This window comes from Nitrospira tepida (assembly GCF_947241125.1).
GTDB lineage: Bacteria > Nitrospirota > Nitrospiria > Nitrospirales > Nitrospiraceae > Nitrospira_G > Nitrospira_G tepida.
In genome coordinates, this window is the sequence record NZ_OX365700.1 from 1,228,487 (window position 1) to 1,241,057 (window position 12,571).

The window sequence follows — 12,571 nt, forward strand, 5'->3', positions numbered from 1 at the left end:
CCGATCCGGCCCTGGGGGAAATCAAGGATCACCGTGGCGATGCATCCACTGTTGAATCCGCCTCTTGCGACGTCCTCGGCCTCGGTGTTGCTGGAACCGCTTGAGACAATGGCGCAGCGCATGTTGGCGGTCTTGCCCAATGTGCTGGCCATGTCGCTCATCTTGATCGGCGGGGTGTTGTTGGCCTGGGGCGCGAGGGTCCTGATCGAGCGCGCGGCCCGCCTGGTGGGTCTTGACCGGCTGAGCGATCGCCTGGGCTTCACGACGGCGCTGCTGCGCGGCGGGGTCAAGGTCAATCCCTCGCGGATGCTCGGGCAAACGGGCTATTGGATCGTCCTGGGATTTGCGCTTCTGGCGGCGATCGGGGCGCTCCACGTCGAGGCGATCAACCATGCGACCCAGGCGCTCCTGGCCTATATTCCCTATCTGTTCACCGCCTGCGTGATCATGGTGGCGGGCTATGTGCTCTCGAATTTTGTCTCACGGGCCGTGTTGATCGCCTCGGTGAACGCGGGCCTGCCTCCGGCGAAGCTGCTGGCGGCCTGCGCCCGATGGGGGCTGCTGTTGGCGGCCGCCGCTATGGCCTTGGAGCAGTTGGGGATCGCCGAACATATCGTCGTGGTGGGTTTTGCCATCACCTTCGGCGGTATTGTCCTCGCGGCCACGTTGGCCTGCGGGCTCGGCGCGCAAGACTTGGCCAAACAGTGGCTGGAGGCGCAATTTTACGGACGGACTCGATGGCGCCAGCCTGACGATCTGCGTCACCTGTGACGGACGGAACCTACAGCGGGATGGGGGAGGATGTGGGCCCATGCGGCGTCTCATGGTGTTGACCAACCTCGACGGCAGTCTCCTGGACAGCGTGACCTATTCGTGGGAGCCGGCGAGGCCTGCGCTGGATCTGCTGCGAGCTCTGGCCGTGCCGATCGTGCTCGTGTCGAGCAAGACCAGGATGGAACTCGAGCAGATACGGGCTCGCTTGGAGCTGGAGGAACCCTTCGTGATCGAAAACGGAGGGGCGGTGTACCTTCCGGACCGTCCCGCCCATGCGGCCGTCAGCCAGAAGCGCGAGCCGGGCCGTTATCGGGCCGTTGAGTTCGGCACGCCCTATGCCACCTTAAGGCAGGCGCTGCACGACATTTCGACGGAGGCCGGGGTCGAGGTGCGGGGGTTCGGGGATATGGAGGCTGAGGAGATTGCCGATCGCACGGGCTTGAGTTCCGAGGAGGCCCGCCTGGCCAAGCAACGCGAATACGATGAACCGTTCCTGGTCGAGGGCTCCGCCAAGTCGGCGCCGCATGTCCTGAAGGCCATCAAGGGCCGGGGATTACAGTGGACCCGCGGAGGCCGGTTTTTTCACCTCACCGGACACAATGACAAGGGGGCGGCCTGCCGGTTTCTGCTCGATTGGTATCTGCGGGAATGGCTCTCCGGTCTCCGGCGGCAGGATGTGGTGACGATCGGCATCGGCGACAGTTTGAGCGACGTCCCCCTGTTGCGGCAGGTGGATTACCCGGTGCTGGTTCGGCGGCCCGACGGAACCTACGATGCCGCCGTCGAGGTGCCCAATCTCATCTACGCCCATGGATCAGGGCCGGTCGGATGGGGGATGGCGGTCATGAACGTGCTCCGAACCATCGGCTAGGAGCGGCGTCGCAGGCCCGTCAGTCGTCATTCGTCACACGTCAATCGTAAAACAATTGGTGAGTCTTGGTGCAGCGTCCCCTTGTTGTTATCGTTTGACGCATGACGGTTGACGCTTGACAGATTACGCCTATTCCGTCGCTAGGAGCCAGTGAAGAACCGGCCGCCGGCCTGCAGACGGATGAGGTCGCGCAGTCGGCCGGCGACCTCCGAGGCCTGCGGTTCGGTCAGCGTGACCGGTTGATGCGCCACTCGCCAGACGGGTTCCAGGGGCGCAGGGTCGTTGGGGCGGCGCGGGATCACATGCCAGTGGATGTGGGGCAGTTGGTTGCCCAGCAGCTCGTAGTTCATCTTGTTCGCACGGTATTGTTTCGACAGGACCTCGCCGACCGCCGAGACCTCTTCGATGAGGCGGCGTCGTTCCTCCTCCGTCAGGTGAAACAGCTCGGTCGCATGGCGCTTGAGCACCAGGACCGTCCAACCCTCGAAAAACTGGTCTTCGTGGAGGTAGGCGACGGTCAGGCCGCAGTCCGCGATGCGCAGGCGTGGCGCCGGCCAGGCACCTCGGCAGGCGACGCAGTCAGGCTGGCTCATCGGGATTGCTCATGGGGCGGGACTTGCTGGAGGCTCCGGCTCTCTTCCTCGGTCAAGACCCCCTTCTTGATCAAGAGTTGAATGAGCTTGTCCAGCGATGGCCTGCCGGGGGCCTGCTTCGGCGGCGGCTCCACCGCCTTCACGGCCGGCTTTTCCTTCTCACGCTCCCGCCGCTGGCCGAAGATGCGGAAGGACAGGGTGAACACGGCCACATAGTCCCGATTGCGCAGCCGGATGCTCACGGGGCGCGTGTCGCTCTGCGGCTGGAGATCCTGGTTGATTTCGGGGGAGGCGTAGAAAAACGGTTTGCCCTCATCGGTGTAGCCGTCCGCGCCGAGGATGTCCATGCGGTTGAGCAGCGTTTCGTTCTTGAGCGGTTCCCTCTCTTCGCCGCCCACGTTGGTGACCTTGTCCAGAACGAGGACGATGGAGTCGCCGACCAGCGGATCCGCTCCCACGTTCCTGATGGTTACGTCATAGCGGTATTCGTTCGAAAAATTGTCGCGGGATTTGAACGTCACGATCGGGACGGCCTTGCCGGTCAGGTCGGTGAGGGAGTCGAAGGAACCCGCCTCCGTTGCAGCCATCGGCGCGAGCCAGGATAGGAGGGCGAAGGCGGCGGCCGAGGACCGGCTCGGGCCATGAATGCGGTGGGCGGGCATGTCGCCTGAAGCATAACAGACAAGCCGTGGGGTCGCGAGCACTTCCTTCCTCTCCGCGCCTTGACAGTGTCTTTCGAGCGCAGATATTCTCAGCAACCGGTCGCTTCAAGATCGTCGAGATCACTCAACTGAGTTCGATTCAACGCGTCACCGCTGTCGTCTTCTGTTCTACTGTGCACCGACGGTTATGGGGAACGGTTACGCCCCGCTACTCTTGTCCCGTTCGTTTGCCGCTCGGCTCCTCCGCACTTATGAATATCCGGACCCCCGCCGGCCCGGGAAGGTCATCCGAGGCTATGATCGGGCCCACGCCCTGCGTACGGCGCGCCTCTGCGGGGCGGTGGCCTTGTCTCTCGGCTATGGGGTTACAATAGTCCGGCAATACCAGATTGCCTGCCTGCTGCATGATCTCGGGCGCGCCGGGCTCGACCGGCGCCTGTTCGGACGGCTCTGGTCCTGGGCGCAGCGGCGGGGCATTCCGACCAGGCCGCGCGAATGGCGAGCCCGCTATCCACGCACGGCCTACGGGTCCGAGACGGAGGCCTTCATTGCTCGCTTCGGGCGAGAGATCGAACGTGACGGCATGGCCATGGATGTCTGGGCGCGCGAACAGATTGAAATGCGGTTGGGCTATGCGCGGAGGCTCGCCCGGCGCCTGCGCGCCGTCAAGCCGTCGCTAGTTCGGCTGGGCGTGCGGTGGGAACCCTGGATGCAGCGGGTCATGCTGTACTATTACTACCCCGAGCGGCTGAACGACGCGCCGCGCTGGGTGAAGCAACTGGCGGAGGTGTTGGTGGCCTGCGAACAGTTCGAGGCGTACAGCAACAGGGAACGGGGCCGCGACTATTATGGACGGCGCTCCGAATCGCTGGAGGAGGCCTTTCGCTATTTGGACAGGCTGGAGGCTGAGGGGATCCTCTCCGCTCCCGTCTTGTCCGCGCTCAAGCAATTGGCCGCGGCCGGCGTCTTCGACGATCTGCTTGCGTCCGCGCGCGGCACCGGCTTGACTCTGCGCGAGCGGCGGTTCATGAGGCGGTTCGCGCAAGAGGTCTCCGCATGCCCGTAAGGACGACGCTGCTCCAGATCCGGACCTCCGGACAGGGCCACATCGAAAACCTGACCAAGCCGGTGGCGGACGCCGTGGCTCAGTCCGGTCTTCGCGACGGCATTGTCACGGTCTTCGTCAAACATACGACCGCTTCGGTCCTCATCATCGAGGATGAGCCCGGCGTCAGGGCCGATACGACCCAGGTCTGGAATCGGCTGATTCCCGCCGATCCGGACTGGCAGCACAATGTGAGAAATCACGGGGAGGACAACGCCCACAGCCACCAACGGGGCCAGTTGCAAGGGCCGTCGGTGACGGTTCCGTTTTGCCAGGGGCAATTGACGCTCGGGAGCTGGCAACAGATCGTCCTCCTTGATTTCGACACGCGGGGACGCACCCGTGATCTGGTCGTGCAAATCATCGGTGAATGAACCCACCGCCGGCTGCCGGCCCATCGCCCGCCTCGCCCTCCTGCTCTGTGCGTGGGGCGCGTGGGACATGTCGGACCAGTTGCAATGGCTCGGCCTGACCTCCTCCGGCTTGGCCGCCGACGACTGGGGCCGTCCCTTGGGGCCTGCCTATCGAGGCCCGGAAGTCCATCCTCGTCCGGTGGCGCCCGCCGCCGAACTCGGCGCTGATGAAAAAGTCACGATTTCCGTGTTCGAGAAGGCCGCCAAGTCGGTGGTCTTCATCGCCAACACGGCGATCCGGCGGGATCCCTGGTCGCTCAATGTCATGGAAGTGCCGCAGGGGTCCGGCTCCGGATTCATCTGGAACAAGGAAGGCCATCTCGTCACGAATTTCCATGTGGTCTACGGCGCCGACGCCATCGACGTGACGCTGGCGGACCGGACGACCTATCGTGCCCGGATCGTCGGGCTCGACCCGGACCACGACTTGGCGGTGTTGCAGATCCAGGCGCCACCCGATCAGTTGGTTCCCCTGCCGATCGGCAGCTCGCAGGATTTGAAGGTCGGACAGAAGGTCCTCGCGATCGGCAATCCGTTCGGATTGGACCATACCCTCACCACCGGGGTTGTCAGCGCGCTCGGCCGGACCATCAAATCCATGACCGAGCGGACGATCGAAGGGGTCGTCCAAACGGATGCCGCCATTAATCCCGGCAATTCGGGCGGCCCGCTGTTGGACAGTTCCGGCCGGCTGATCGGGATCAACACCCAGATCTTCAGTCCGAGCGGCGCCTACGCCGGCATCGGGTTCGCGGTGCCGGTGGACATGGTGAACCGGATTGTCCCGGAGCTGATCAAGCACGGCAAGTTGATCAGGCCCGGACTCGGCGTGTCGCTGGTGCCGGATGCGATCGTCAAGCGATGGGGCATCAAAGGGCTCGTGATCGGCAGGGTCGCGCGCGGGAGCGGGGCGGAGCAGGCGGGTCTCCGAGGATCGCGGGAGACGGTGAGCGGCCGCGTGGAGCTCGGCGACATCATCGTCGCCGTGGACGGCAAATCTGTCGAAGTCGTGGACGATCTGATGGCCGTGCTTGATCAACGCAAGGTCGGAGATCGAGTGACCCTGGACATCCTGCGCGGCAATCGGCGCCAGCAGGTCGTCGTGACGCTCCAGGCGGTGAATTGATATCTGCAGGGCCGGGTCGGTAAGATCAAAGCACGAGGTCACAAACACATGAGCGATCATATTGAAAGAAACCCAGAGACAGGCCCTTCGCAGGAGAAGCATCAGGGAACCGGATCGGCCGGCCGGCATCGGTCGGACCAGCCGGATCTGATCGCGTTGCTGGACCAATGTCTTGAAGCCTTTCCCGACAATGACCCGCGGCAGCGGCTGCTTCTGAAGCTGCGGCATGCGGTGCTCCAGGGGGCCGTGCATCTGCAAGAGAAGGATGCGGAGCTGAGGAAGCTCCAGACGGTCGTGGAGAAACTGACTGCGCCGGCCAATCGCATCGGCATTCTGCTGGATCTGCCGGGAGAAGGCCTCGCCCGCATTGCGGTGGGAGGGGCGGAGTACTACACGACCGTCGATCCGCGGGTGAGCCGGGACGACTTGAAGATCGGCACGCAGATCCTGGTCAACGAAGCCTATGCCCTGATCAAGACGCTCGGCTACGACCGTAACGGGCCGGTGCTCCGCGTGGCGGAAGCGCTGCCGGACGGCCGGATCCGCTTCGAGGCGGAGCCGGGACGCCAAACCCTGATTCTTCAGCGATCGGGCGATCTGGTGGGCGTGGAATTGAAGGCGGGGGACGAAGTCCGGGTGGATCCGACCCATCGGATTGCGATCGAGCGGATCGAGGACCGGAAGGCGGCTCGGCACCTGTTGGACGAAGTGCCTTCGGTCACCTGGGACCAGATCGGCGGGCAGGAACAGGCGATCGCCGCGATCCGCAAGGCCATCGAATATCCGCTCGTCCATGCCGAGGCATTTGCCAAATACCGGTTCACCCAGCCAAAGGGGTTCCTGCTCTACGGGCCGCCCGGCTGCGGCAAGACCATGATCGGCCAGGCGGCGGCCGCGAGTTTGTCGAAGCTGGCGGCGGAATCCCGGTCATCCGAGGGCGAAACCGTCCCGATCACGCGCGGCTCGTTCATGCACGTCAAGGGGCCGGAGATTCTGAACATGTGGCTGGGCGAATCCGAGCGGATCGTGCGCGAGATCTTCGCCCAGGCCCGGGCGAGGCGGAAGGAAGGGGCGCTGCCCTTCATCTTTATCGACGAAGCCGAGTCGATCCTGGGCACCAGGCGGGCGATGAGGTCCTTCAACATCACCAACACGCTGGTGCCGATGTTCTGCACCGAGATGGACGGTATCGAATCGCTGCGCGACGTCGTGATCATCTTGGCCTCCAACCGGCCGGACTTGATCGATCCGGCTGTGCTCCGTCCGGGGCGGATCGATCGGAAGATCAAGGTCGAGCGGCCGGACCGAGCGGCGGCTGCCGAGATCCTCAAGGTCTATCTGAAAGACGACCTGCCGTTTGCGGAACCGCTGCTAGCCCATCATGACGGTGATGCCGGAGCGGTCCGGGAGGCGCTGGTCGAAACGGTGCTCCACGCGATCTTCCGGCGCTCGGAGGAGCATCGCATGCTGGCCGTGCGGTTGCGCAACGGCCAGACCAAGACCCTCTATCGCAGTGATCTGCTGAGCGGCGCGATCCTGGCCTCCATTGTGCAGCGGGCCAAGGAGCGGGCGATCGACCGGCAGATCCATTCAACGGATGGGTCGTCCGGCGGGTTGATCGAAGGCGGCGCGACGGGCCTGACCGAGGACGATCTGTTGAAGGCCGTGCAGGCGGAGTTTCGCGAAGGCGAAGTGCTGCCGCCCGACGATGCGGCGGAAGAGTGGCTCAAGCTGCTCGATCACCATCCGGACCAGGTCGTCGGCATCTCTTCCTATCGGCGGGGGCGGCCGTCGGAAGAGCGCCTCGTCAACCAGATCATTTAGCCCATCATGCGACTGTTCGGCATTGAAACGGAATACGGGATCACGCGGGACGACCTCGATATGGTCGATCCCGTGGTGGAATCCATGGAGCTGGTGCGGGCGCATCTGGTCGCGTCCTTTGAGCGACGATGGGATTACCGCGGTGAAGATCCCCATGAAGATGCCAGGGGCTTTCGCGTGTCCGCCCTCCAGCAGGACAGGGAAGAGGGCGAATTCGCCGAGCAGGACGCGCACCGGCCCTTCTCGTTCCATGAGATGAAGAGCGATCTGGTCCTGCCGAACGGCGCGCGCTTCTACAACGACCATACGCATCCGGAATATTCGACGCCGGAATGCAGGACCCTGGCCAGCCTGATCGCACAGGACCGGGCGGGCGAGCGCATTGTTCAGGCGGCGGCGGTCCGCAGGAACCAGGCCCTCGGAGGGCCGCACGTCCGGCTTTACAAGAACAACACGGATTTCCACGGCCACAGCTACGGCTGCCACGACAACTATCTCATGCCCCGTTCGGTGCCCTTCACGTCGCTCGTGTCCGGCCTGCTGCCGTTTCTGGTCAGCCGGCAGATCATCGCGGGGGCCGGCAAGGTCGGGATCGAAGCCCAGGAGGGCCGATACGTCTCCGGCTGCTACCAGTTATCCCAGCGGGCCGATTTCATGGAGACCGAGCTGAGCGTGGACACGATGCACAACCGGCCCCTGCTCAATACCCGCGATGAGCCTCATGCCGACCGGCGAAAATACCGGCGGTTGCACCTGATCATCGGGGACGCGAACATGTGCGAGTACGCGACCGCGCTGAAGGTGGGCACGACCGGACTGGTCTTGGACCTGATCGCGCGGGGCGAGGCGCCGGGACTCGAACTCAGCCGGCCGGTGGAGGCGGTGAAACAGCTCTCGCGGGACCCGGATCTCAAGGCACGGGTGCCGTTGACGGACGGGCGGGCCATGAGCGGCCTGGAGCTGCAGGAAGTCTATTACGACGCGGCCCAGCAGGTGCTCGCCGGAACGGATGAAGAAACCGACTGGATCCTGCGCGAATGGCACGACACGCTGGCCTGGTTGCGGCGCGATCGGTCGCGGCTCGTCGGGAAGCTGGACTGGGTCACGAAGCTCTGGCTCTTGGAGTCGTTCATGCAGGAGGAACGGATCGGCTGGGATGATCCCTGGCTGGCGAGCCTCGATCTGGAGTATCACAACGTGGACCCGGAGCGCGGCCTGTTCCTGGGATTGGAGCAGGAAGGCAAGACCGCCCGCCTGGTGTCGGACGACGAGATCCAACGGGCGATGAAGGAAGGGCCGGCGGACACCCGCGGAGGCATTCGGGGGCTCTGCGTGCAACGGTTCCCGGATCAGATCAAGGCGGTGCAGTGGGAACGGATTCAGTTTCGCAACGGGCTGTTCTCCTCCGTGCTCGATCTGGAAGACCTGTTCGATCCGGAATCGGTCCGATCGCTGCGAAGATTGCTCGAAACGGCGGACTCGCCGGCGGACTTGCTGGAACAGTGGGATCAACGACAGGCGAAAGGATAGATCGTCATGAACCATCGATACATGATCATGCGAAATCCACACACCGGTCTTGCGGGTTCGGGAAGCGAACGTCTCACTCCGGTTCCGCTCACGTCCATGGAACGGAGACCGTTTGAACCGATGCCGAAACCGGTCCGTCCCTCGGACGACGAGGGCGGTCCTAAGCGACCGGAAACCGGTTCGCCGGATAAGGATAACTTGCTGAAGCGCATGAAGAAGGTCGATCCCAAGCAGGCTGAACGGTACCGCCAGCGGACGGGGCAGTAGACGTCAACCGTCATGCGTCACGCGTCATTTGTTGTCAGAGAAGAATGCGATAGAGGGTCTCATTGTTCACGATTGACGGATGACAAATCACGCTTAACGCCGCAGGGAGACCACTATGGGCATGCAAGGCGACTTTCTTCAGCTTCTTAAGGAACGGGGGTATCAGTTCGGCGCGCCGGCCGTCTCCGACGCCAAGGCCGGGCAGGAGATCGTGAAGGCGACGACGATCCTGGCAATGAAGTATCGGGACGGCGTGCTTGTGGCGGGGGATCGGCGGGCGACCGCCGGCAACATGGTCATGTACGACCGCACCGACAAGGTGCTCGAGATCGACCGCTACAGCGTCATGGCGATCGCCGGCGTGCCGGCCACGGCCTATGAAATGGTCCGGGTGCTGGAACATTCGTTCAAATACTACCGCCGGAGCCAACTGCAGGACTTGAGCTTCGAGGGCAAGCTGCGCGCTGTGTCCAAGCTGCTCAAGGACAATGTCGCGGCGGCCCTCTCCGGCACCGGGGCCGTGGCGCCGTTATTCGCCGGGTATGACCATGAGGCGGGACAGGCCAAGATTTATTTCTACGACATCTTGGGCGCGGAGTTTGAAGGGGTGGAGTATGCGGTGTCCGGTTCCGGTTCCCCGACCATCCGGGGCATTCTGCACTATCTCAACACGTGGGGCGAGCGGCCGTTGCGGGAGGAGACGAGGGAGCAGGCCGCGATGCAGGCGCTGCGCCTGTTGACGAGCGCCGCGGAGTTCGATTCGGCGACCGGCGGAGTGAACCGGGAAGCCAACCTCTATCCGGTCGTGAAGCTGATAACGGAGAAGGGCGTGGAAACCCTGTCGGACCAGGATCTGAGGGCGCTGTTTGAAACCAAGGTCGCCCGTGTCGGGTGACGCGAGCAGGCTGCCGAGCCCGCCTGCGCAGATTTCATGCGAGCGGGGCTTTTTCAACAGCCTGCGAAAGGTGACGTGTCATGTATGAAGAACCCTATCGCTGGGTCGAGGCGGTCGGCAACCGGCGGCAGTACCTCGACGAGCAGTTCAAGCAGGGCAGCCCGGTCGTCGCCCTCTCCTATAAAGACGGCGTGGTGATGCTGACGCTCAGCAAGGGGACGCCCAAGCTCTACGAAATCTACGACCGCATCGGCCTCGGCGGCATGGGGCATCCGGCGGATTTGGAAAAGTTGCGGTTCGGCCTATTGGAGATGGCTCACCTGGAGGGATTCAACCGCTCTCCCTCGGACGTGACCGGCGCGCGGCTGATGAAATACGGCTTGGCCCCTTCCATCAAGCAGGCGTTTGAAGAAATCTACAAGGCTCCGTGGATCGTCAAGATTCTGCTGGCCGAGTTGGGCACCAAGGCTGGGAAGGATGCGTTTCTGACGATCAACTACGACGGCACCTTCGAAGAGACGACCGGCTGCGCGGTGCTGGCCGCCACTCCCTCCATTCAAAAGCTGATGCAGACTGAGCTGAAACAGGCCGGCGCCTCCGGAACCCTGACCTTGGCCGCCGCACTGGAGGCGGCGTTGCGCGTATGGGGACTGGGTTCCCTGGCTCAGAGCCGAGCGGCCGGCGATGACCGGGAGGACGAGGGACAAGAGCGGGACCGGACATCGAGGGACTCGGACGCAAAGACGAAGCCGGAATCGAAGGCTGATCCCGCCGCGGTGACCGCCCACCTGCGCGAGCAGATGGCCGACCGCACGGTGGAATGCGCGGTGCTGGAACGGCAGACGCCCGGGTCTTCGAAATACCGTACGGTCAAGGCGGACGAGGTGACAAGTCTGCTGCCGAACGATCTAAGAAGTGAAGGTCTAGGCTGAGGTTCAGGATAGACCGCGATCCAGTCTTCCTACTTTCTCTCAGCCTCAGCCTCAACCTAAACCTGTCTCCACGATGTTGAACAAGATCTTCGGGCTTGAAACCGAATACGGGCTCCTCGTCAACGAGGACCGGCCCGACCATTCGCCGACCTGGTACGCCCACCGGATTCGCGACTATATCTTCAACGTGCAGCAGCGCGGCGTGCTCGACCTGCATCACCGCGGGCACGATGAGCCGCCCGGCAACGGCGGGTTCCTGACCAACGCCGGACGCCTGTACCTCGACATGGGGCATATCGAATATGCCTCGCCCGAATGCGGGTCGTTGGCGGATGTCGTGGCATCGGACCGGGCCGGCGATTTGCTGATCCAGCAGGCCATCGACGACCTGGGCTTGGGCGGCGCGGTGTCGCTGATCAAGAACAACATCGACCACGAGACGGACGCCACGTTCGGCTGCCATGAAAACTATCTGGTCTCCCGGCGGTTCCCGTTCACCCGGCGCGGCCTGTCCAAGCTGCTGCCGTTTCTGGTGACCCGGCAGATCTTCACGGGATCTGGGCGGGTGGGGGCGGCCACGGTGGACGAGATGTGGGTGCCGCGCGGGCAGATCATCCTGCCGAGAAGCCGGTTGCTGGACGGGCGGGACGGTCCCAGGGTGGATTTTCAACTGTCGCAGCGCGCGGATCACATCATGAACGATTTTTTCGAATGGGTGCAGGGCAACCGCTCGATCGTGAACACCCGCGACGAGCCGCTGGCCGATCCGAATGCCTACCGGCGCATCCACCTGCTTTTGGGCGATTCGAACATGGCGGAGTACGCCAGCGCCCTCAAGCTCGGCACGACGGCGCTGGTGTTGCAATTAATCGAGGAAGGCCATGCGCCGGACGGGTTGCAGTTGGCCGATCCGGTCGAGTCGTTGCAAGAGATCTCGCAAGATCAGGCAAGGAAATGGCTCGTGACGTTGGAATCGGGGAAGACGCTCTCGGCGCTCGATATTCAGGAACAGTATCTGGAGGCGGCGCAGCGCCATTGTAAAGGCCAGGACCAGGAGACGGATTGGGTGCTGGAACAGTGGGAGCAGGTGCTCCAGGATCTCAAAGGCGACTATACGAAGCTGGTCGGCCGGGTCGATTGGGCCAGCAAATTGTGGCTGCTCGAAACCTATCGGGAAGCGGAGCGGGTCGGGTGGGATGATCCGATGCTCAAGAGCCTGGACCTGGAGTACCACAATTTGAACGCCGGCCGCGGGCTCTACTTCGGCTTGCTGGAAGAAGGGAAGGTGCCGCGGTTCATGGCCGATCGGGCCGTCGAGCTGGCGCAGGACCGGCCTCCCCGCGACACCCGCGCGTTCGGCCGGTCTGAAGTGGTCCGTCACCTGCCCGCCTGTGGGCCGCCGCCGGATTCCGACGATCAACCGGTGCGCGACCGCTTTTATCCCGCCTACATCATCAACTGGTCCGCGTTCCAACTGCGCGGCCGCGACCCCTTCATGATGCCGAACCCCTTCAAGACCTACGTGCAGGAAGTGAAGGCCCACCTCTCGGGCGGATGAATCGTCGCGGATCTCACTCAG

Annotated in this window: 13 protein-coding genes; 11 read left to right on the top strand and 2 right to left on the bottom strand. The window is 63.6% G+C overall.

Annotated features, from left to right (window positions below):
• The first annotated feature begins 39 nt into the window (after positions 1–39).
• Both QWI75_RS05785 and QWI75_RS05790 read left to right on the top strand, forming a co-directional pair.
• Entirely contained in the window at positions 40–771 is a 732-nt protein-coding gene (locus QWI75_RS05785; RefSeq protein WP_370693621.1) for a mechanosensitive ion channel family protein, read from the top strand.
• 40 nt (positions 772–811) lie between these two features.
• Positions 812–1,645, top strand: coding sequence for an HAD-IIB family hydrolase (locus QWI75_RS05790; protein ID WP_289267746.1), 834 nt, complete (start codon positions 812–814; stop codon positions 1,643–1,645).
• Between the two features lie 140 nt (positions 1,646–1,785).
• Here QWI75_RS05790 and QWI75_RS05795 read toward each other — a convergent pair whose 3' ends face one another.
• Positions 1,786–2,238, bottom strand: coding sequence for an HIT family protein (locus QWI75_RS05795; protein WP_289267747.1), 453 nt, complete (start codon positions 2,236–2,238; stop codon positions 1,786–1,788).
• Positions 2,235–2,942, bottom strand: a complete 708-nt coding sequence (locus QWI75_RS05800; protein ID WP_289267748.1) for a hypothetical protein — start codon at positions 2,940–2,942, stop codon at positions 2,235–2,237. The genes QWI75_RS05795 and QWI75_RS05800 overlap by 4 nt, the downstream gene beginning before the upstream one ends.
• 145 nt (positions 2,943–3,087) lie before the next feature.
• Here QWI75_RS05800 and QWI75_RS05805 point away from each other — a divergent pair, with 145 nt between their 5' ends.
• The 9 genes from QWI75_RS05805 to QWI75_RS05845 all read left to right on the top strand — a co-directional run bounded on the left by QWI75_RS05805 (position 3,088) and on the right by QWI75_RS05845 (position 12,550).
• Positions 3,088–3,966: a hypothetical protein gene (locus QWI75_RS05805; protein WP_289267749.1), complete on the top strand. Its 879-nt coding sequence runs from the start codon at positions 3,088–3,090 to the stop codon at positions 3,964–3,966.
• Positions 3,957–4,379 (top strand): secondary thiamine-phosphate synthase enzyme YjbQ, encoded by a 423-nt coding sequence (locus QWI75_RS05810; RefSeq protein WP_289267750.1) that lies wholly within the window; start codon positions 3,957–3,959, stop codon positions 4,377–4,379. Before QWI75_RS05805 ends, QWI75_RS05810 begins: the two co-directional genes overlap by 10 nt.
• Positions 4,372–5,544, top strand: a complete 1,173-nt coding sequence (locus tag QWI75_RS05815; protein ID WP_289267751.1) for a S1C family serine protease — start codon at positions 4,372–4,374, stop codon at positions 5,542–5,544. The genes QWI75_RS05810 and QWI75_RS05815 overlap by 8 nt, the downstream gene beginning before the upstream one ends.
• Positions 5,545–5,592: 48 nt before the next feature.
• Positions 5,593–7,368, top strand: a complete 1,776-nt coding sequence (locus QWI75_RS05820) for an AAA family ATPase (RefSeq protein WP_289267752.1) — start codon at positions 5,593–5,595, stop codon at positions 7,366–7,368.
• A gap of 6 nt (positions 7,369–7,374) precedes the next feature.
• Positions 7,375–8,898 (top strand): proteasome accessory factor PafA2 family protein, encoded by a 1,524-nt coding sequence (locus QWI75_RS05825; RefSeq protein ID WP_289267753.1) that lies wholly within the window; start codon positions 7,375–7,377, stop codon positions 8,896–8,898.
• A gap of 6 nt (positions 8,899–8,904) precedes the next feature.
• Entirely contained in the window at positions 8,905–9,165 is a 261-nt protein-coding gene (locus QWI75_RS05830; RefSeq protein ID WP_289267754.1) for a ubiquitin-like protein UBact, read from the top strand.
• Positions 9,166–9,280: 115 nt separating this feature from the next.
• Complete coding sequence (locus tag QWI75_RS05835) at positions 9,281–10,060, top strand: proteasome subunit alpha (protein WP_289267755.1); 780 nt, start codon at positions 9,281–9,283, stop codon at positions 10,058–10,060.
• Positions 10,061–10,140: 80 nt separating this feature from the next.
• On the top strand, positions 10,141–10,992 hold the full coding sequence (locus tag QWI75_RS05840; RefSeq protein ID WP_289267756.1) for a hypothetical protein: 852 nt from the start codon (positions 10,141–10,143) through the stop codon (positions 10,990–10,992).
• Positions 10,993–11,065: 73 nt separating this feature from the next.
• Complete coding sequence (locus tag QWI75_RS05845; protein ID WP_289267757.1) at positions 11,066–12,550, top strand: proteasome accessory factor PafA2 family protein; 1,485 nt, start codon at positions 11,066–11,068, stop codon at positions 12,548–12,550.
• Positions 12,551–12,571 lie beyond the last annotated feature (21 nt).